This is a genomic window from Azospirillum sp. UENF 211521, assembly GCF_058780535.1.
Map to the genome: position 1 here is coordinate 1244286 of NZ_JBSNCF010000002.1, position 20561 is coordinate 1264846.

Annotated in this window: 18 protein-coding genes and 1 pseudogene; 10 read left to right on the forward strand and 9 right to left on the reverse strand. The window is 69.7% G+C overall.

Annotated elements, in window-relative coordinates; all coding sequences use genetic code 11:
- The first annotated feature begins 329 nt into the window (after positions 1-329).
- Both ACWPN5_RS22430 and ACWPN5_RS22435 read left to right on the forward strand, forming a co-directional pair.
- Positions 330-2867: a sensor domain-containing protein gene (locus ACWPN5_RS22430; RefSeq protein WP_492297441.1), complete on the forward strand. Its 2538-nt coding sequence runs from the start codon at positions 330-332 to the stop codon at positions 2865-2867.
- 119 nt (positions 2868-2986) lie between these two features.
- A complete protein-coding gene (locus ACWPN5_RS22435) occupies positions 2987-3370 on the forward strand; it encodes a hypothetical protein (RefSeq protein ID WP_040135007.1) in 384 nt (127 codons plus the stop codon).
- A gap of 6 nt (positions 3371-3376) precedes the next feature.
- Here ACWPN5_RS22435 and ACWPN5_RS22440 read toward each other — a convergent pair whose 3' ends face one another.
- From ACWPN5_RS22440 to ACWPN5_RS22450, 3 genes are all read right to left on the reverse strand, one after another.
- Positions 3377-3895: a hypothetical protein gene (locus ACWPN5_RS22440; protein ID WP_145681038.1), complete on the reverse strand. Its 519-nt coding sequence runs from the start codon at positions 3893-3895 to the stop codon at positions 3377-3379.
- 112 nt (positions 3896-4007) lie between these two features.
- Positions 4008-5501, reverse strand: coding sequence for a DHA2 family efflux MFS transporter permease subunit (locus tag ACWPN5_RS22445; RefSeq protein WP_119509379.1), 1494 nt, complete (start codon positions 5499-5501; stop codon positions 4008-4010).
- A 264-nt stretch (positions 5502-5765) separates the two neighbouring features.
- Positions 5766-6872: an HlyD family secretion protein gene (locus ACWPN5_RS22450; RefSeq protein ID WP_145681180.1), complete on the reverse strand. Its 1107-nt coding sequence runs from the start codon at positions 6870-6872 to the stop codon at positions 5766-5768.
- Positions 6873-7178: 306 nt separating this feature from the next.
- Here ACWPN5_RS22450 and ACWPN5_RS22455 point away from each other — a divergent pair, with 306 nt between their 5' ends.
- Positions 7179-7799: a TetR/AcrR family transcriptional regulator gene (locus ACWPN5_RS22455; protein ID WP_492297444.1), complete on the forward strand. Its 621-nt coding sequence runs from the start codon at positions 7179-7181 to the stop codon at positions 7797-7799.
- Between the two features lie 11 nt (positions 7800-7810).
- Here the strand turns inward: ACWPN5_RS22455 and ACWPN5_RS22460 are convergent, their stop codons facing one another.
- Together ACWPN5_RS22460 and ACWPN5_RS22465 are read right to left on the reverse strand one after the other, a co-directional pair.
- On the reverse strand, positions 7811-8386 hold the full coding sequence (locus ACWPN5_RS22460) for a hypothetical protein (protein WP_374191490.1): 576 nt from the start codon (positions 8384-8386) through the stop codon (positions 7811-7813).
- Positions 8387-8392: 6 nt separating this feature from the next.
- Positions 8393-8485, reverse strand: a pseudogene (locus tag ACWPN5_RS22465) (zinc-ribbon domain-containing protein); the annotation flags it as partial.
- 231 nt (positions 8486-8716) lie between these two features.
- Between ACWPN5_RS22465 and ftsE the strand changes: the two are divergent.
- From ftsE to ACWPN5_RS22495, 6 genes are all read left to right on the forward strand, one after another.
- The gene (ftsE, locus tag ACWPN5_RS22470; RefSeq protein ID WP_014198283.1) at positions 8717-9397 is read left to right on the forward strand and encodes a cell division ATP-binding protein FtsE; all 681 of its coding nucleotides are present in this window, start codon (positions 8717-8719) and stop codon (positions 9395-9397) included.
- A gap of 22 nt (positions 9398-9419) precedes the next feature.
- Positions 9420-10322, forward strand: a complete 903-nt coding sequence (locus ACWPN5_RS22475) for a cell division protein FtsX (RefSeq protein ID WP_137116611.1) — start codon at positions 9420-9422, stop codon at positions 10320-10322.
- A gap of 74 nt (positions 10323-10396) precedes the next feature.
- Complete coding sequence (locus ACWPN5_RS22480) at positions 10397-10996, forward strand: YdcF family protein (RefSeq protein ID WP_492297446.1); 600 nt, start codon at positions 10397-10399, stop codon at positions 10994-10996.
- 13 nt (positions 10997-11009) lie between these two features.
- Positions 11010-11792 carry a lysophospholipid acyltransferase family protein gene (locus ACWPN5_RS22485; protein ID WP_200478980.1) on the forward strand — a complete coding sequence of 261 codons (783 nt, stop codon included), beginning with the start codon at positions 11010-11012 and terminating at the stop codon, positions 11790-11792.
- Positions 11792-12775 (forward strand): alpha/beta hydrolase family protein, encoded by a 984-nt coding sequence (locus ACWPN5_RS22490; RefSeq protein WP_492297449.1) that lies wholly within the window; start codon positions 11792-11794, stop codon positions 12773-12775. Before ACWPN5_RS22485 ends, ACWPN5_RS22490 begins: the two co-directional genes overlap by 1 nt.
- Before the next feature lie 130 nt (positions 12776-12905).
- Positions 12906-15158, forward strand: a complete 2253-nt coding sequence (locus tag ACWPN5_RS22495; protein ID WP_492297450.1) for an adenosylcobalamin-dependent ribonucleoside-diphosphate reductase — start codon at positions 12906-12908, stop codon at positions 15156-15158.
- A gap of 6 nt (positions 15159-15164) precedes the next feature.
- Here ACWPN5_RS22495 and ACWPN5_RS22500 read toward each other — a convergent pair whose 3' ends face one another.
- The 3 genes from ACWPN5_RS22500 to pdxR all read right to left on the reverse strand — a co-directional run bounded on the left by ACWPN5_RS22500 (position 15165) and on the right by pdxR (position 18238).
- Entirely contained in the window at positions 15165-15809 is a 645-nt protein-coding gene (locus tag ACWPN5_RS22500) for a DedA family protein (protein ID WP_247888117.1), read from the reverse strand.
- A 100-nt stretch (positions 15810-15909) separates the two neighbouring features.
- Entirely contained in the window at positions 15910-16611 is a 702-nt protein-coding gene (locus tag ACWPN5_RS22505) for a glutamine amidotransferase (protein WP_492297452.1), read from the reverse strand.
- Between the two features lie 136 nt (positions 16612-16747).
- The gene (gene pdxR / locus ACWPN5_RS22510; RefSeq protein ID WP_492297454.1) at positions 16748-18238 is read right to left on the reverse strand and encodes a MocR-like pyridoxine biosynthesis transcription factor PdxR; all 1491 of its coding nucleotides are present in this window, start codon (positions 18236-18238) and stop codon (positions 16748-16750) included.
- 113 nt (positions 18239-18351) lie between these two features.
- On the opposite strand from pdxR, the gene ACWPN5_RS22515 reads away from it, so the two are divergent.
- Entirely contained in the window at positions 18352-19584 is a 1233-nt protein-coding gene (locus tag ACWPN5_RS22515) for a benzoate/H(+) symporter BenE family transporter (protein ID WP_492297455.1), read from the forward strand.
- A gap of 12 nt (positions 19585-19596) precedes the next feature.
- On the opposite strand, the gene ACWPN5_RS22520 is transcribed toward ACWPN5_RS22515, so the two are convergent.
- Positions 19597-20526, reverse strand: coding sequence for a LysR family transcriptional regulator (locus tag ACWPN5_RS22520; protein WP_492297457.1), 930 nt, complete (start codon positions 20524-20526; stop codon positions 19597-19599).
- Positions 20527-20561: the final 35 nt, after the last annotated feature.

Genomic DNA, 20561 nt, shown 5'->3' on the forward strand with positions numbered 1-20561 from the left:
CAGAGCATTCTTTTTTAAGCTCGACCAACAATCTAGTTCATGCACTTAGACAACGTCAATTGTCGCTTTTGTTTGCACACCAACGCAGTGATCCGCCGAACCGGCCTCGCATTACTGTCGACGACTGGGAGTTCCTCGTGGTCCCACCTTCCGGACTGGCCTTCCGGACTGGCCGGAAAATCGTGCGGCGCACGAGTGGCACGACCTCGCACGCGACCGCTGTGGGGCAAGCGGACCGTTCATGCGCATTCAGCTTCACATCTCATTCACCATTCCGGCACTATGTTGCGAGTTACGGAATGCGGGCGCGCCGCGGCGGTGAGGGGGCTTTGAGCAGCACGATCGAGCGATATCTGCTGGCCGAGAAAGCCGGCTCCGAAGGCGTCTGGGACTGGGACCTTCGCAACGATACGATGTTCCTGTCTCCCCGCTTCAAGGAGTTCCTCGACCTGCCGCCGGGCGACGTCAATCGCCCGGAAGATTGGCTCGACCGCGTCCACCCCGACGACATCGACTGGCTCTACGCCTCCTTCGAAGGCCAGATGGTCGGCGTCTCGCTGCCTTTCCAGATCGAACACCGCGTCCGCCGCGCCGGAAGCGGTTTATCGTCTCCGGACGCCGACGCATCGCCGGACGACGGCGACTCCGGCTGGCGCTGGCTGGTCTGCCGCGGCATGGCGGTCCCCGACGAATCGGGCGATCCGGTCCGCCTCGTCGGGTCGGTCGCCGACATCACCGACCGCAAGCACGCCGAACGCCAGCTGCGCCGGAGCGAGGAGCGCTATGCGCTCGCCGCTGCGGCCAGCAACGACGGCCTATGGGACTGGGATCTCAGCGCCGGAACCGTCTATTACTCGCCGCGCTGGCTGTCGCTCCTCGGGCTGGAGGTGGGCAGCGTCGGCAGCAGCCCCGACGAATGGATGGGGCGCGTCCATCCCGACGACCGCCCGTCGTTGCGCGCGGCGCTGGACGCCCTGGGTGGCGACAACACGGTGTTCCAGATCGAGTATCGTGTGCGCCACGCCGATGGCGGCACCCGCTGGATGGCTTGCCGCGGCATCGCCGTGCTGGACGCGCAGGGCCGCCCGGTGCGGCTGGTCGGCAGCCAGGCCGACGTCACCGACCGCAAGACCGCCGAGCAGCGCCTGCTGCAGAGCGAGGAGCGCTACGCGCTCGCCGCCGCCGGCGCCAACGACGGGCTGTGGGACTGGCGGCTGGACACGGACGAGGTCTATTATTCCCCGCGCTGGGCGGCCATGCTCGGCTTCGCCGGAGACAGCCTGTCCAACCGGATCGGCGAATGGTTCGGCCGCGTGCATCCCGACGATCTGGCCGGGCTGCGCACCGCCATCGACCTGCATCTGACGGGCGAGCGCGAGCATCTCCAGCACGTCTTCCGCATCAGCGCCGCCGACGGGGACGAGCTGTGGATGCTGGTCCGCGGGCTCGCCGTTCGCGACGGATCGGGCCGGGCGGTGCGAATCGCCGGATCGATGACCGACATCACCGCCCAGAAGCGGGCGGAGCAGCAGCTCCTGTTCGACGCCTTCCACGACGGCATGACCGGGCTGCCCAACCGGACCCTGCTGCTGGACCGCATCGGGCAGGCGCTCGACCGCAACCGGCGGGCCGGCGGCAAGGCCTTCGCCGTCATCTTCGTCGATCTCGACCGCTTCAAGTCGATCAACGACGCGCTGGGCTCCAGCGTCGGCGACCGGTTGCTGAAGACCATCGCGGAGCGGCTGGACGAGACCCGCCGCATGGGCGACACGCTGGCCCGCCTGTCGGCGGATGAGTTCGCCGTTCTGCTGGACGGCATCGACGATGTCGGCGATGCCCTGTCCGCGGCGGAGTGCATGGGCGAGGCCGTCGCGCGGCCGCTGGCGCTGGACGGCCACGAGCTGGTGCTGTCCGCCTCCATCGGCATCGCGCTCAGCGTCTCCGGCTACGACCGGGCGGAGGAGATGCTGCGCGACGCCAGCCTCGCCATGTACCGCGCCAAGTCGGGCGGGCGGGCGCGCATCGACGTGTTCGACAGCAACCTGCGCCGTCAGGCGATGGCCCAAATGCGCACGGAAACCGACCTGCGCACGGCGCTGGAGCAGAATCAGCTCGTCCTCTACTACCAGCCGATCGTCGCCCTGTCCTCGGGCCACATCGCCGGGTTCGAGGCGCTGATGCGCTGGAAGCACCCCGAGCGCGGGCTGGTCCCGCCGGGCGAATTCATCCCGCTGGCCGAGGAGTCGGGCCTGATCGTCCCGATGGGCCGCTGGGCTCTGCGCGAGGCGGCGCGCCAGCTCGGCCAATGGCAGGCCCGCTTCCCCCGCCCCGCCCCGCTGTTCATGAGCGTGAACGTCTCCTCCCGCCAGTTCAGCGACGACGACCTGATCGGGCTGGTCAGCGAAGTGCTTCAGGAAAGCGGCGTTCCGCCGTCGAGCCTGAAGCTGGAGATCACGGAAAGCCTGCTGATGAAGGACCCCGCCAAGTGCCGGGTGCTGATGCAGGGCATCCGCGACATGGACGTGCGCCTGTCCATCGACGATTTCGGCACCGGCTACTCGTCGCTGTCCTACCTTCACAAGTTCCCGGCGGACACGCTGAAGATCGACCGCAGCTTCGTCCAGGCCATCTCGTCGGGCGAGGGCAACGCCGCCATCGTGCAGGTGATCGCCACGCTGGCCGCCATCCTGGGCATGGAGGCGGTGGCCGAAGGCGTGGAAACCGAGATGGAATCGGAGTTCCTGCGCGACATCCTGTGCAAGTACGCGCAAGGCTACCTCTACGCCCGACCGGCCCCCGCCGACGCCATCGAGGCGCTGCTGCTCCGCGAGGCGGAGGAACCGCTGGTCGTCCCCAGCCTGGCGTAAGGCATCCCCTCTCCCGATCCGGCCCCGCCACGGCCCCATCCAACGGACACTTTCCGCGGCACCGCCCTTTGTGCGACTGTCCGCGCTCTATTCATCAGGACAGATCAGGATCTCGCGTTATGGCCGACCGCAACTGCGGAGAATGCACGCTGTGCTGCAAGCTGATGGGCGTGCCCGAACTGAAGAAGCCGTCCGCCAAGTGGTGCGTGTCCTGCGACCAGGGCAAGGGCTGCACCGTCTATGAGGAGCGTCCGCAGTCCTGCCGGAACTTCCAGTGTTTCTGGCTGATGGACGAGAATTTCCCCGACGAATTCCGGCCCGACCGCATCAACGCCCTGGCCGCCTTCAACGACGTCAAGGACAGCTGCGTCCTCCACGTCGATCCGGCCAAGCCGCGCGCCATGTCCAGCCCGAAGGTCAACGCCCTGATCGACGCGCTCCTCAAGAGCTACGCCAAGGTGTTCGTGCTGTCCGGCAAGGAAAGCGCGCTGATCCAGCGCTGAGGCGGGTTACGCCCCGCCGCCGCGGAAGTTGAGCAGGCTCGGCGCCTTGTCGATGATCTCCTCCAGGATCAGGGAGGCGGTCTCCAGATCGCGCTCCAGGTCCGCGCCGAGCTTGCCGGCGTAGTTGGGGCGCTTCAGCTTCTCATGGGCGTCGTGCAGGCTGCGCAGTTCCGCCACGAAGATCTCGCGGGCGCCCATCGGCAGGATCGGGTTGGCCGACAGCACGAAGAAGAAGCGCATGCTGGCCCGCACCAGAAGGGCCAGCATCACCGTGTCCAGCCGCTCGAACTGGTCGCGCAGATCGTCGGAGCGGGTGTCCACGAGGTTGCGCAGGCGCTGCTCGATCAGGATCACCAGCGCCTGGAACTCGCCCACCTTGTCGCGGAATTCGCGGTAGGCGCCGAAGCTGTGCTTGCTCGCCTCGTGCTCGGCCAGCTGGGCGAGCTTCGACGCCTCCCGGCACTGGCGCTCCAGCGCGGACAGCAGTTCCTTGACCTCGGCGCGGGTGTATTGGCGCTTGCTCATGACGGCGGAAAGACCCTTCGACGCGACGGCCTGCCCTATAGCACGAAGACAGGCGCCGGTCACCGGGACGCTTCACCGGAACGCTCCATCCCCGCAACCGGGCGGCGGCGGGTCAGTGATCCGCCGCCGCCGGCTTGCCGCCCGGACGCCGCACCAGCGGCATCAGCAGGAGCCCGGCGAAAAACACCCCGGCCATCAGCAGCAGACAGTCGTTGAAGGTCAGCACCATCGCCTCCCGCTCCACCATGCGGGCCAGCGTCTTCATGGCCGCGGCCTGCGGGTCGGCGACCAGCCCGTCGAACTTGGCGGCCAGCCCGTCCAGCGTCTCCTGCACCAGCGGGCGGGCAAGGTTCAGGTTGTCGCCCAGCCGGTTCATGTGCAGGGAGGCCCGCTCCAGCAGCACGGTGTTGATCGCCGCCAGACCGATGGCGCCGCCCAGGTTGCGCATCAGGTTGTAGAGGCCCGACGCGTTCTTGAGCTGCTCCGGCGGCAAGGTGCCGAGCGCGATGGTGTTCACCGGGATGAAGCAGAGCATCAAGGACAGGCCACGCACCGCCTGCGGCAGGAACAGCTCCCAGAAGCCCGACTGGTTGGTCAGGTGGGCGTTCAGCCAGACGCCCGTGCCGAACAGGCACAGCCCCATCGCCAGCATCACCCGCAGGTCGAGCTTCTTCGACAGCGCGCCGGCGATCGGCGCGGACAGGAACTGGAAGGCGCCGGTCACGAACATGATCGTACCGATCTGCAGGCTGTTCAGCCCGCGCACCCGCGCCAGGAACAGCGGCTGCAGATAGACCGCCCCGTAGAGCCCGATGCCGATGATGAAGCTGTAGAGCGAGCCGATGGCGAAGTTGCGGTCCAGGAAGGCGCGCAGCTCGACGATCGGGTTGCCGTAAGTCAGGACCCGCCAGAAGAAGCCGACGGCGGATACCGCGGCGACCACCGCGAAGATCGCCACATACTCGTCCTGGAACCAGTCCTGGCGCGGACCTTCCTCGACCACGAACTCCAGGCTGCCGAGGAAGGCGGCCATCAGCCCCAGACCGATGAAGTCGAAGCCCTTGCGCAGCGCCGGGTTGGGCTTGTCCACATCGACCAGCGTCCACACCAGCGAGGTCACGGCGATGCCCGGCAGCACGTTGGCCAGGAACAGCCAGTGCCAGGAGAAGCTCTGGGTCAGCCAGCCGCCCAGCGTGGGGCCCAGCGTCGGCGCCATGGTGGCGACCAGACCGATCATCACCGACACGCCGGCCCGCTTTTCCGGCGGGAACAGGGAGAAGCTGGTGGCGAAGACGGTCGGGATCATCGCGCCGCCGATGAAGCCCTGGAGCGCCCGCCACACGATCATCGATTCGATGCTGGAGGTGAAGGCGCAGGCGACGCTGGTCAGGGTGAAGCCGGCGGCGGCGATGGTGAACAGCACGCGGGTGGAGAGAATCCGCGCCAGCATGCCGGACAGCGGGATCATCACCACCTCGGCGATGAGGTAGGAGGTCTGCACCCACGAGATTTCGTCGGCGCTGGCCGCGAGGCCCGCCTGGATCTCCGACAGGGAGCTGGACACGATCTGGATGTCCAGGATCGCCATGAACATGCCGACGACCATGGACAGGAAGCCCAGCCAGTCGCGCGTGCTCACCGGGCGCGGTCCGACGCCGGGCCCGGTATTGGAAGGGGTAGAGGAAGGAGCCGCCGCGCCCCGGCCCGCGGGGGGCGGGGGAGTTTGGAGCCGGGACGCGGCGGTCTCGCCGCCCGCGTCCGCCGGGGGATTGGCGTTGCGGGCGGTGGGGGTGTCGTCGTTGGTGATGGCGGTCATGGTCGCCCTCTCCAGGACGAAAGAGATTGGAACGAAAAACGGGTGTCGGCGCGGTTACTTCGATGCGACCGTCCGGCCGGGGACCAGCGCGCCCATGACGGTGCCCCTGTCGTGCGGCTGCTCCTCGGCGCCGCGGGTGTCGACCTCGGCGACCACCGACAGGCCGGGGCGCAGCAGGCCGGACAGCGCGCTGTCGCGCGGCAGGGCGATGCGCACGGGCACGCGCTGCACGATCTTGGTGAAGTTGCCGGTCGCGTTCTCCGGCGGCAGCAGGCTGAACTGCGAGCCCGACGCCGGGGCGAAGCTCTCGACCCGGCCGAGCAGATGCTTGTCCGGATAGGCGTCCACCTCCACCGTCACCGGCTGGCCGGGGCGCATGCGGGCGAGCTGCGTCTCCTTGAAGTTGGCGACCACATAGACGTCGGGCAGCGGCACCAGCGAGAGAAGCTGAACGCCCGGACGCGCGTACTGGCCGACCTGGACGCCGCGGTTGCCGACCACCCCGTCCACCGGGGCGCGGATGACCGTGTTGTTCAGATCGTTGCGCGCGGTCTGCAGGGCGGCCTCCGCCTGGCGCAGCCGGGCGTCGGTCTCGCTGCGGCTGGCGTTCAGCACGCCGACCTGATCCTGCTCCGCGACCAGCGCGGCGCGGCTGCGGGCGGTCTCCGCCGTCGCCTTTCGCAGGTCGGCGTCGGCCGTCTCGAACTTCTGACGGCTGGCCCAGCTGTCGCTGGCGAGCGCGCGGGTGCGGTCGAAATCCTGCTGGGCGCGGCGCTGCTCGGCCTCGGCGCTGGAAACCGAGGCGGCGGCCTGATCGATGATCGCCTTCTGGAGCTGCAGCTTGCTGTCGATGGTGCCGAGCGCCGCCTTCTGCGCGGCGACGTTGGCCTCGGCCTCCGCCACCTTGGCGCGGAAGTCCTGATCATCGAGAACCGCCAGCACGTCGCCCGCGGCGACCTGCTGGTTCTCCGCCACCCGGACGTCCCGCACATAGGCCGAGACCTTGGGGCTCACCACCGTGATGTCGCTGTGGACATAGGCGTTGTCGGTCGACTCGAAGAAGCGACCCTCGGTCCACCACTCCCAGCCGGCGTAGCCGCCACCGGCCAGCGCCGCCACCGCCACACCCGACAGAACGATCTTCCGCACGGTCTTGACCATCGTAATCCAGCCCACCCGTTTCGGTTCTTTGCCCGGCACGGTCCGGCTCGCCGCCGTCCCGCCGAAACTGAACCGTTCAGTTTAGTCTTGCGAAAACATGATCGCGGGCCTACCTGTTGTCAAGAGTGAACTGAACGGTCTAGTTTTAACGTTTGGGATTGTGGTTGGATGCGGAACGCGTTACGGCAGCGGGGACTCGGCGCACGAAGGTCCGCAGGCTCCGCCGGCACCGTGGTACAACAGGATGCAGGGCCGGTGGCAGGACACCCGGTTTCAGGCCCCCTGGTTTCAGGACATGAGGAACGCATGAGCACGCTGGTCGCCCCCACCCCGGAGGCAGGATCGAAGCCCGCGCAGATCCTGGAGGCCGCCGGAAAGCTGTTCCTGGACCATGGCTATGGCGCCGTCAGCATGGACGCCATCGCCAAGACGGCCAACGTGTCCAAGGCGACGCTCTACGCCCATTTCGGCAGCAAGGACGAGCTGTTCCGCGTCATGGTCGCCCGCGAATGCAAGGGGCAGGCGATGGCCGCCGTTTGCGAGGAGGCGCGCGCGCTCGACACGGCCGACGGGCTGCGCCTGATCGCCCGCCAATTCGTGACGATGATCCTGTCGCCGCATGCGCTGGCCGGCTACCGCGTGGTGGTCGGCGAGGCCCACCGCTTCCCCGAGCTGGCGAGCGCCTTCTACGAGGCGGGCCCCGCCCGCACCATGGAGCACATCAGCGCCTTCATGACCGACCTCGACCGCCGCGGCCTGCTGCGCATCCCCGATCCGCAGTTGGCGGCGGAGCAATTTGTCGGACTCGTCAAGTCGCACACGCACCTGCGCTTCATGCTGTGCCTGTCGGAACGCCCGACCGAGGAGCAGCTGACCCGGATCGTCGACGGCGCGGTCTCGCTGATCATCCGGGGCTACGCGCCATAATGGAACGGCGGTCAGCGACCGCCGTCAAAGGTGATCATGACCTCCTGCACCCCGGCGGAGTCCGCCTGGACGTCGCGGAAGGTGGCGATCTCACCGGGAAGAATCTGCGGCGGCACCGGCTCGACGGTCCAGTTCCGCAACGGCTGACGGTCGGCGCCGAGCGCGGTGACCCGCAGCGCCGGCACCGCGCGCGCCGTCTCGGAAACGTTGAGGATCTGCCCCTCCACCAGCAAGGCCGCCTTGCCGTCCTCGGCCTTCTGCTCCGATCGGACGTTCTGGAGCTGGAGGCCGGTGCCCGGCGGCTCCACCGGCAGGCCGACCGTCTCGTAGAACAGGGCTGCCGGGGGCCACAGCCGCACCACGGCGACGCGGCCAAAGTAACCGGCGGCGCCGATGGCCAGCAGGACCGCAACGAAACTCCCCCAGCCGACCAGCGCCCGGCGCCGCGCGCCCGCGTCCGCCGGAGGCTTGGCAGCCGCCTTCGTCTTGGAGGGTGGCGTCTTGGCGGATGGCGGCGGGACCGGATGGAACTCGGTCACCGCGTCGGGGGGAAAGGCGGCCTCATCCTGCGGCGACTGCCACCACATGTGGCCGCATTGGGCGCAACGCACCTTCCGGCCCTGCGGACCAACCGCCGAATCGGCAAGAGTGTACCGTGTGTCGCAGGCCGGGCAGGTGATGATCATAGATGCCGATCGTTGTCACCGAATTTGCAGACTGTCCTTATAGGTAGTCATGGGGTGTGAAGCAAGGAACGCTCGGGGCCCGCGCTCGGCCCCGACCACCACCACCCCGGCCAGGGCAATGGCTGCCGCGCGGTGGACAGCGGTGGACGCGCCCGCCCCTGCCGGTGCATTGTCCATCCGCGCACCCGGCGGGACGCCGCCGGGGCCTTCCGTTGCGCCTTTGGTGGGACCGTGATCCGTTTCGAAAATGTGGGACTGCGCTATGGCACCGGGCCGGAGGTGCTGCGCGACATCAGCTTCACCCTGCCGCCCGGCTCGTTCCACTTCATGACGGGGGCGAGCGGGGCCGGCAAGTCGTCGTTGCTGAAGCTGATGTATCTGGCGCTCCGCCCGTCGCGCGGGCTGGTCACCCTGTTCGGCAAGGACATGGCGCGGGTGAAGCGCACCGACCTTCCGGCGTTGCGCCGTCAGATCGGCGTGGTGTTCCAGGACTTCGCCCTGCTCGACCATCTCTCGGCGCTCGACAACGTCGCCCTGCCGCTGCGCATGGGCGGCGCCCGCGAGTCCGACGTGGTGGAGCACTGCACGGAGATCCTGCGCTGGGTGGGCTTGGGCAACCATCTGAACTCCCTGCCCTCCACCCTCTCGGGCGGGCAGCAGCAGCGCGTCGCCATCGCCCGCGCCGTCATCAACCGCCCGCGTCTGCTGCTGGCCGACGAGCCGACCGGCAACGTCGACGACGGCATCGGAATGCGTCTCCTCTACCTGTTCGAGGAGCTTCACAAGCTGGGCACCACCGTGGTCATCGCCTCGCACAACGAGGCGCTGATCCGCCGCTTCGAGCACCCGCGCCTGATGCTGGAGAACGGGCGCCTGCACGTCCTGCCGGCGCACGCCTCGCGCTGGGCCTGACGCGGAGGGAAGGAGACACGCCATGGCCCTGCCGCCGCTGACCCGCCGAAACTCCGACCTGCCGCTGGCGAAGGACCCGACCTCGCGCTTCCTGATGTGGCTGACCGCGCTGATGGTCTATCTGGCGGCGCTGGCGCTGGCCGGGGCCCTGCTCGTCTCCGACATGACCCGGCGCTGGGACAGCGGTCTGGCCGGCGGGCTGACCGTGCAGGTCATGCCGCTGCCCGACAGCGCCCAGGCCGCCCCGCTGGAGGAGCGGACGGAGGCGGCGCTGACCGTCCTGCGCGCCACCCCCGGCATCGCGACCGCCAGCCTTTTGTCCAGCGGCGACGTCGGCCGGCTTCTGGAGCCGTGGCTGGGCAAGGAGGCCGCCGATCCGCTGCTGCCGATGCCGCGGCTGATCGACGTGATGACCAACGGGCCGGTGGACACGGCGGCGCTGGCGGCGCGCCTGACCTCCGCCGCCCCCGGCGCCACGCTGGACGACCACGCGGTGTGGCTGGCCGACCTGCGCCGCTTCGCCGGGGCGATGCACTTGGCGGCGCTGGGCATCGTCGCGCTGATCGGCGGGGCGGGCGTGATGGCGGTGATCTTCGCCGTGCGCTCCGGCCTCGCCATCCACCGCCACGTGGTGGAACTGCTGCACCTGATGGGGGCCACCGACCGCTATGTGGCGCGGCAGTTCGAATCGCACGTCATCGGCCTGACCCTGCGCGGCGGCATGACCGGGCTGCTGCTGGCCGCCGGCACGCTGGGCGGGATCGGCCACGCCGCCGCCGGGCTCCACGCCAGCCTGCTGCCTGACCTCGCCACCTCGCCCTGGTGGGCCGTCGCCGCGCTGGCCGCCGTGCCGCTGGCCGCCTGCCTGCTGGCGGCGCTGACCGCGCGCTGGACGGTGCTGCGCACGCTGGAGTCGATGCCGTGACGGCCCGCCCGATTCATCCGTCCGGAGGCTGAGGGATGGCGCTCCCCTCGCGACGCACCCGGGTCATCCGCGCCTTGAAACGACTGCTGCTGCTGGCAGCTTGGTGCGGACTTCTGTGGCTCGGCGGGCTGTTCTGGTTCGCCGCGTCGATCCCCCGCACCCCGCCGCCGCCCGGCAGCGCCGAGGCCACGCGCAACACCGACGCCATCGTCGTGCTGACCGGCGGCAGTGGGCGGCTGAGCACCGGGCTGGAGCTGCTGGCCGACGGGCGGGCGCACCGGCTGTTCGTCTCCGGCGTCTACGAGGGGCTGGAGGTGCAGGAGCTTCTGAAGCGCTCCCGCCAGTTCCCCGGCGAGATGGAATGCTGCATCACGCTCGGCTATTCGGCGGACAGCACGATCGGCAACGCCTACGAGACGGCAGACTGGCTGCGCGCCCAGGGCTACGGATCGATGCGGCTGGTCACCGCCAATTACCACATGATGCGCAGCCTGCTGGAGTTCCGCATGGTGATCCCGGAGGTCGAGGTGGTGCCCCACCCCGTCGCCTCCCCCAACGTGCATCTCAACGACTGGTGGCTGTGGCCGGGCACGGCGAATTTGCTGATGACCGAGTACAACAAATACATTGTGACGCGCCTTCGCTACACGCTTGAGAAGCTGATCGAATCCTGACAAGTTCCCGGCCATGATCTTCCTGCGTTCCCTCGCCTTCAACGTCGCCTTCTACGTGTGGACGGCGGTCATCTGCGTTGGCATCCTGTGGTCGCTGCTGCTGCCGCGACGCAGCATGATCCGCGTGATCACATGGTATTTCGGCACCGTCTCGTGGCTGGAGCGCACGCTCGTCGGCATCCGTTACGAGGTGCGCGGGCGGGAGCATGTTCCCCAGAGCGGGTCCTTCATCCTGGCCGCCAAGCACCAGTCGGCTTGGGAGACGATGAAGCTGCACTTCCTCGTCAACGACCCGGCGATCATCCTGAAGCGCGAGCTTCTGTGGATTCCCATCTGGGGCTGGTACGCCGCCCGGTCCCGGATGATCGCCGTCGACCGCGGCGCCAAGGGCCGCGCCGTCGCCTCGATGGTCCGGAACGCCCGCCCGGTGCGGGACGAGGGTCGGCCCATCGTGATCTTCCCGCAGGGGACGCGCGTCGCCGTCGGCGCCTACCGCCCCTACCGGATCGGCGTCGGCGTGCTCTACGACCATCTCAAGATCCCCATCGTGCCGATGGCGCTGAACGCCGGCCTCTATTGGGCGCGCAACAGCTTCATCAAGCGGCCGGGCACCATCATGGTGGAATTCCTGCCCCCCATCCCGGCGGGCCTGGGCCGCGCCAAGGCCATGCAGGAGTTGGAGGAGCGGCTGGAGGCGGCCACCGACCGGCTGGTCGTCGCCGCCGGCGGACCGGCCACCGTGCGGCCGAAGGCGGCGGAACCGGCCACCGCCGCGGTGAGCGAAACCGCCTCCTGATGCGCCGCGCCACGGCCTTCGCCTTCCTCGCCGGTTTTGTGCTGGCGACGTCGATGGCGACGGATGCCCACGCCCAGTCGCAGCCGAGCGCGGAACGCTTCTCCAACGCCGCGGTGACCGGGGGCGTCACCATCACCCGCAAGGCCTGCGCCGCGCTGGAGGCCCAGGAAACCGCCGCCTGGGTCGAGGTGGACGGGCGCGGGGAGTGCCTGCGCTACTACGCGGCGGGCCTGCGCCCCGCCCCCGGCCCCAACCCCATCGCCGCGGCCTGGATGCACGGCGACATCATGGGGACCAAGCCGACCTCCGTCGGCCACCAGGAGGGGTTGGGCGTCGCCGCCATGATCGACCAGGAACGCGCCCTGGCGGAGCGGTTCGGCATTCCCTTCCTGTTCCTCGCCCGGCCCGGCGCCTATGGCAGTTCCGGCCGTTTCTGGACAACGCGCCACACGCCGCGCGAGGCGGCCCTGATGAACGCCCTGCTCGACGTCCTGAAGGCCCGCTACGGCGTGACGGCATGGGCGCTGGGCGGCCACAGCGCCGGCGGCACGCTGACCGCGGAGTTCCTCGCCCGCCGCCACGACCTGCGCTGCGCGGTGATCTCCTCCGGCGCGCCGGCCTACCGGGCCTATCTGGAGGCGCGCGGACTCCAGAGGGCGCTGGCCCGGCCGCAGGGTTGGTTCGATCCCGCCGACTCGCTCGACCGCATCCCGCGCGACCCCGAACGCCGAGTCTTCGTCATCGGTGACCCGCGCGAGACGAACATCCCGTTCGACACCCAGCGCGGCTACTTCGACGCCCTGGCGGCGCGCGGGCACGCGGCGTGGCTGGTGCCGCTGGAGCGGGCGCCGGCCCCGCGCCGCCACAGCCTCGTGGACTTCGGCGAGACCGCGCTCGGCCTGTGCGGGTCCGGCGCCGACACCGGGCGGATCCTGGCGACGCTCAAGGCCATGCCGGACCAGCGGGACCGCATCAGCAACTGACCGACGGAACGCAAAGGGAACGGCCGGACCGCCCCCGCGGTTGACCCCCGGAAGGGCGGCCCCTACTCTTTGGACAGCGTTGACGGCGGACCGGCGCCATGGACCGGCCGGCCGCGCCAAGGGAGGACGCATGACGGGCATCGCCGCCATTTCCCAGCGGATCTGGGACATGAAGTACCGCTTCAAGTCCGCCGCCGGCGACCCTATCGACGACACCATCGCCGACACCTGGCGCCGCATCGCCACGGCGCTCGCCGCGCCCGAGGCCGATCCGGCGGTCTGGGCGCCGCGCTTCGAACGGGCGCTGTCCCGTTTCGAGTTCCTGCCCGCCGGGCGCATCCTGGCCGGCGCCGGCACCGGGCGGACGGTGACGCTGTTCAACTGCTTCGTCATGGGGCGGATCGAGGACGACCTCGGCGCCATCTTCGCCCACCTGCGCGAAGCGGCGCTGACCATGCAGCAGGGCGGCGGCATCGGCTACGACTTCTCCACCCTGCGGCCCAAGGGCGCGCTGGTGAAGGGTGTGGGCGCCGACGCCTCCGGCCCGCTGTCCTTCATGGACGTGTGGGACAGCATGTGCCGCACCATCATGTCGGCGGGCGCCCGGCGCGGCGCGATGATGGCGACGCTGCGCTGCGACCACCCCGACATCGAGGATTTCATCGACGCCAAGCGCGAGCCCGGCCGGCTGCGCATGTTCAACCTGTCGGTTTTGGTCACCGACGCCTTCATGGACGCCGTGCGCGAGGACCGGCCCTGGCCGCTGGTCTTCGACGGGCAGGTCCATCGCGAGGTGCGGGCCCGCGGCCTGTGGGACCGCATCATGCAGGCCACCTACGCCTACGCGGAGCCGGGCGTCATCTTCATCGACCGGGTGAACGGGCAGAACAACCTGAATTATTGCGAATCCATCTCCGCCACGAACCCATGCGGGGAGCAGCCGCTGCCCCCCTACGGGGCGTGCCTGCTCGGCTCGATCAACCTCGCCGCCCTGGTGATCGACCCGTTCGAGGAGACGGCCAGGCTCGACACCGACCGGCTGACGGAACTGACCGCGCTCGCCGTGCGGATGATGGACAATGTGGTGGACGCCTCGCGCTTCCCGCTGGAGGCGCAGGCGCGGGAGGCCCACGCCAAGCGCCGCATCGGGCTGGGCGTCACCGGGCTGGCCGACGCGCTGATCCTCTGCCGCGCCCGTTACGGCGGCGAGGCGGCGGTGGCGCTGACCGACTCCTGGCTGAAGACGATCCGCAACGAGGCCTACCGCGCCTCCGCCCGGCTGGCGGCGGAGAAGGGGGCCTTCCCGCTCTTCGACCGCGACGCCTATCTGGACGCCCCGATGGTGCGCGGGCTGGACGAGGACGTGCGCGCCCTGATCGCGGAGCATGGCATCCGCAACGCCCTCCTGACCTCGATCGCGCCGACCGGAACGATCTCGCTGTTCGCCGACAACGTGTCGTCGGGAATCGAACCGGTCTTCTCCTACAGCTACGAGCGCACCGTCCTGATGCCCGACGGCACCCGCCGGACGGAGGAGGTGAGCGACCACGCCCACCGCCTGTTCCGCGCGCGCTTCGGGGCCGAACAGCCCCTGCCCGATTACTTCGTGGATGCGCAGTCCCTGACCCCGGCGGAGCATGTGGTGATGCAGGCGGCCGCCCAGCGGCATGTGGACAGCTCCATCTCCAAGACGATCAACTGCCCGGAGGATCTGCCCTTCGACGCCTTCAAGGACGTCTACTGGCAGGCCTACGAGCTGGGCTGCAAGGGCTGCACCACCTACCGGCCGAACGCGGTCACCGGCTCCGTCCTGTCGGTGAAGAAGGAGGGCACCACGTCCCCGATCACGCCGGGCTCCGCCCCGGCCACGGCGTCGTCCAAGCCGCCCGACCGTCCGGAAACGCTGCCGGGCGAGACCTACAAGGTGCGCTGGCCGGACAGCGACCACGCCATGTACATCACCATCAACGACATCGTGGAGAACGGGCGGCGCCGGCCCTTCGAGGTCTTCATCAACTCCAAGAACATGGAGCATTACGCCTGGACCGTGGCGTTGACGCGGATGATCTCCGCGGTGTTCCGCCGCGGCGGCGAGGTCGGCTTCGTGGTGGAGGAGTTGAAGGCGGTCTTCGACCCGCGCGGCGGCGCCTGGATGCAGGGCCGCTACGTCCCGTCCCTGCTGGCGGCCATCGGCGACGTCATCGAACGGCACCTGAAGGCCATCGGCATGCTGCCCGACGCGGGGGAGCCCGGCGCCGCGACGGCGGCCGTCGGAGCCGAGCCGGCCAGTCTCCGGCAATGCCCGAAATGCGGCCAGCCCGGCCTGATCCGACAGGAGGGCTGCGACAGCTGCCTCAATTGCGGCTATTCCAAATGCGCTTGAGGGCGGTCAGCAGCGCGACGGCTCGCCGTCGATCGGCGGCGCCGGCACGCAGGGCGCGTCGCCCAGGTTGCGGGTGACCGCCGGCGTCGCCCTGGCGCCGGACAGGAGTTCGTCGATGCCGACCCCCTTCGCGATGGCGATGCCGGGCGCCATCATCAGGGGCACCCAGATCACCGCGGACAGCAGGTTGGCGGTCTGGAAGCTGTGGTGCGGCATCGCCATCATCCCGGCGGTGATCGGCACCACCGGCCGCAGCGGACCGAGGAAGCGGGCGAAGAAGACGCTCTTGCCGCCGTGGCGCAGGAAGAAGCGGCCACCCCGCTCCAGAAGCTCCGGCCGCTGGCGGAACGGCCAGACCGCCGGAACCCGATCGCCGAACACCCGGCCGAGCCAGTAGGACACGGCGTCGCCCAGCACCGCGCCCAGCGCGAGGGCGATGTACACCTGCCAGAAGCCGAGGGCACCGGAGGCGACCAGCGCGCCTCCCGCGGCGATCAGCACCACGCCCGGCACCACGAACCCGACGAAGGCCAGGGACTCCGCGAAGGCGCACAGGAAGAAGATCACCTCCGCCCAGGAGGCGTTCGCCTCGATGAAGGCGCTCCAACGCTCCATGCCGTCGATCAGCACGTTCCTTGCTGCGTCGTTCATTCAACTTCCCTATGAGGCGGCTCGTCGGAGCGGACTGTGCCACAGATCGGCGGCGTCGTGCAGATCGGTGAGCACCCCATCCCACCCCGCCGCACAGGGATCACGGCACGGCCCGGAGCCACTCGGCCAGCATCTTCTGCCCGGCCTCACGCAATTCCGGGCCGATCCGCGCCGCTTGACCGCGCAGCACGCGCGGGTCGATGCCGGCCCCCGCCAATTCGGCGGCGTGGCCCGTCAGCCATCGCTCGATGCCGGCGGCCACGTCGACCTCCGGATGGAATTGCAGCGCCAGCGTGTGGCGGCCGACCGAAAACCCCTGGGTTGCGCAGAGCGGCGTCGACGCCAGGCTTTCCGCCCCGGCGGGAATCTGGAAGGCGTCCCCGTGCCAGTGGAGCACCGGAACGCCCTCCAGGTGGCGAAGCGGCCCGTCCCGTCCGGCATCGGTCAGGGTGAGCGGCCCGAAGCCGATTTCCTTGTGACCCATGGGACGCACCGCCGCGCCGAGCGCCTTGGCGATCTGCTGCGCCCCGAGGCAGATGCCGAGCGTCGGGCGCCCCGCGGCCAGCCTTGCCGCCAGGAGCGAGGTTTCCTCCACGAGATAGGGATAGGCGTCGCTGTCATAGACCCCGACGGGACCGCCGAGAACGATCAGCAAATCCGGCTCCAGCGGATCGAGCATCGCGAACGGCGCCGCGTCGAGATCATGATAGCGGACCGCATAGCCGGCATCCGACAGCACCGCGCCGAAGATGCCGAGGTCTTCAAAATGGACGTGTCGGATCGCCACCGCTGTCTTGTGCATGGGTCGCCTCCCGCCCCCGCGCCGGGAGCGTCGTGGATTGGTCGGTTCTCGGATACCAGACGAATGGCTCGCTGCACCCAGCCATTTTCCAGCAATGGTCCAGACCAATTCTCCTTGTTCCGGAGGCCCGCCGAATTTACGGCGTCGCCGCCGCGCGGAACGCCGTCTCCAGCTTTCTGACCGCGGTCTCGATTTCGAACGGCGTGTAGGCCGCGAAGCCCATCAGGAAACCCGCCTTGCCATCGCCGGCGGCGTGCAGCGCCGACAGGCCGAGCAGCTCGATCCCAACCCGCCGCGCCGCCTCAACGGCGGCGCGCTCCGTCAGATCGCCGGTCAGCAGGCAGGGCATCTGCAACCCGCCGATGGGCACCTGCGGCTCGACGAAGTCCGACAGGTGTTTGCGGACGAGACCCGCCAGCGCGTCGAGACGCTCGGCGTAGACGCCGCGCATCGTCCGGACATGCGCCCCGAAATGCCCACCCTCCATGAAGCGGGCCAGCGTGAGCTGCGCCATCGGCGCCGTGTGGCCGTCCAGCAGGGTGCGTGCCACCGTCATCGGCTTCACGAGCGACGGCGGCAGCACGGCGTAGCCGATCCGCAATCCGGGAAAGAGCGATTTGGTGAAGGTCCCGATGTAGATGGTCCGGCCATGCGGATCGAGCCCCTGCACGCAGGCCGTCGGCTTGCCCGCGTAGCGGAACTCGCTGTCGTAGTCGTCCTCGATGATCCAGGCCTGATGCCGGGCCGCCCACTCGATCAGGGCCAGACGGCGGTCCAGCGCCAGCGTCGCGCCGGTCGGGAACTGGTGGGACGGCGTCAGAAACACCGCCTTCGCCCGCTGCGGCTCGGCCAGGATGTGATCGACGACGATGCCCTGCCGGTCGACGCGGACCGGAACGCAGTCCAGCCCCGCCGCCTCGAACGCCTTGCGCGCCCCGTAATAGGCCGGGTCCTCCAGGAAAATCCCGTCGCCGGGGTCGAACAGCAGGGTTGCGCAGAGCGACATCGCCTGTTGCGAGCTGGTCAGCACCAGAACGCGGTCGGCGGTGGCGCGCGCGCCGCGTTCGAGGTTCACATAATCGGCGATGGCGCGGCGAAGCGGCTCGGTCCCCTGGGGATCGCCGTGGAACAGGCTTTGCGCGCCGACCTCCTTGCGCACCTGCCGTTCCAGCCGCTCCCAGAGCGCGAGCGGAAAGGTCCGGGTTTCCGGAACGCCGTGGGCGAAGGGCCGCGGCGCCGGCATCTCGCGCACGCCGCCCCCCTCGAACACGGCGGCCCCGCGCCGGCTGAGAGCGGGCGCCGGATCGCTCGGGAGCGTGTCGCGCCGGGGCCGGCGGCGGCCGGGGGTGAACTCACTGATCTCCGCGACGAAGCTGCCGCTGCCGACGCGCCGGTCGATGAAGCCTTCGGCGTGAAGCTGGGCGTAGGCCGCCTCGATCGTGTCGCGCGACACCCCCAGCGAGGCGGCGAGCGCGCGCGAGGCCGGCAGCGGCTTGCCCGGCCCGAGCGCGCCATCGACGATCAATTGCCTGACGGCCCGCTGGATCCGCGCGTGAAGCGGCATCGCCGCGTGGGCGGGGTTGGCGATCCACGCCTTCACGGACTCGAGCTGGGAATGCCGGAACAATTGGTCTGGCCCTCTTCGATAAAGCGGATGGGCACATCAGGCCATTGGTCGGGTAGTTGTCAAGGCCGCTCATCGCCCTTGCGGCTCGAACCGTCCGGAGGTTTCGCGCAACCATGCCACCCAATTCGACCCCCATCCGCCTCAACGACCTCACCCACCCCGTCGTGGCGGGCCTGATCTCCGTCATCGTCAACTACGGCGGCACCTTCATCCTGGTCTTCCAGGCGGCGAAGGTCGCGGGCCTCAGCCCCGACCTCACCGCCTCCTGGGTCTGGTCGGTCTCCATCGGCGTCGGGTTGACCGGGCTGTTCCTGAGCTGGCGCCATCGCGAGCCGATCATCACCGCCTGGTCCACCCCGGCCGCGGCGTTCCTCGTCACCGCGCTGGCGACGACGCCCTACGCCGAGGCGGTCGGCGCCTACATGATCTCGGCGGCGGCCTTCGTCGCGCTCGGCCTGTCGGGCTGCTTCGATAAGGTCATCCGGCTGATCCCGCCCGGCATCGCCTCCGGCCTGCTCGCCGGCATCCTGCTCCCCTTCGGCATCGGGGCGTTCGGCGGGGCCAGCGTCGACCCGCTGCTGGTCGGGCTGCTGATCGTCGCCTACGTCGCGCTGAAGCGGTTCTCCGCCCGCTACGCCGTGGTCGGCATCCTCGTCCTCGGGCTCGCCTTCCTGCTGACGCAGGGCCGCGTCGATCTGTCTGGGCTGTCGCTGGAGTTCGCCACCCCGGTCTTCACCGCGCCGGACTTCTCGCTGAACGCGCTGCTGTCCGTCGCTCTGCCGCTGTTCCTGATCACGCTGTCCGGCCAGTACATGCCGGGGATGCTGGTCCTGCGGAACGACGGCTTCAAGACGAGCGCCAACCCCATCGTGACCGTGACCGGCCTCGGCTCGCTGCTCATGGCCCCGTTCGGCTCCCACGCCTTCAACATCGCCGCCATCACCGCCGCCATCGCGACCGGCAAGGAGGCGCATGAGGACCCGTCCAAGCGCTGGATCGCCGGGATCGCCGCGGGCGTCTTCTACGTGCTCGTCGGGGTGTTCGGGGTGACGCTGGCCGCCGTCTTCATGGCCTTTCCCGCGACCTTCATCACCGCGCTCGCCGGTCTGGCGCTGCTCGGCACCATCGGCGGCAGCCTGGCCGGGGCGATGGCCGACCCGGCGTCCCGCGAGGCGGCGTTGATCACCTTCCTGGCGTCCGCCGCGAACATCAAGCTGCTCGGCATCGGCGGGGCGTTCTGGGGCCTGCTGATCGGCCTCGTCGCTCATCTCGTCCTCAACGGGCGCCTGCGCCTGCCGCGCCGCACGCGCCGTGGCTTGGCGGTGACCGAGGGGGCTGCCCCTTAATCACCCTTTCGGCTATCCCCGAGACGGCCGCTCGATCCCGGGGATGGTCGCGATCGTCTCCGCCAGGAACTCCACCAGCAGCCGGACCCGCGCGATGCCGGCCCGTTCCGGCACGATCAGCAGGTTGAGCGGCACGGCGGGCGGCGCGTGGTCGGGCAGGAGAACCTCCAGGCGGCCGTCGGAAAGCAGATCGTCGACCAGCCAGACATGGGCCGGGCCGATGCCGCGGCCGGCGAGGTAGGCCTCGCGCGCGGCCAGCCCGTGATCGACCCGTAGCCGCCCCCCCAGGGACACGGCGTGGAGGCTGCCGTCCGGCCCTTCGAGCGTCAGCCGGTCGCTCCCCGCAATGTTCGACATGCGCACGCCGTCGAACCCCGCAAGGTCGGCCGGCGCCGTCGGCCGGCCGTGCCGCTCCAGACAGGCCGGCGCTCCGACGAGGACGCGCCGGCTCATCCCGAGCGCCCGCCGCTTCAAGGAGCTGTCAGTCAACGGGCCGAGGCGGATGGCGATGTCCACGCCGTCGCGGACGAGGTCGATGCGCTCGTCGGTCAGGCCGAGATCGACGGCGATCTCCGGGTGGCGGTCCTGGAAGGCGAAGATCAGCCGGCTGATGTGCCGGACGCCGAGCGCCGCCGTGCAGGACACGCGCACCGTCCCGGCCAAGGCGCGGCCGGTGTCGCGCGCCTCGTCGCCCGCCTGTTCGACGAGGCGCAGGATCTGGACGGCGTTGGCGTGGTAGCGCTCGCCCTCCGCGGTCAGGACGACGCGCCGCGTGGTCCGACTGAACAGGGCGACACCCAGCGCCTCCTCCAATTCGCGGATGTGCCGGGTGACGCTGGATTGCCCGATGGCCATCTCGCGCGCCACCGCCGACAGGCTTCCCCGTTCGGCGACCCGGACGAAGGTCCGCATGCGGTCCAGCGTGATGCTCGATTGATCCATTTTCCGGCAGAGTTCTATCCATTCATCCCGTCTAC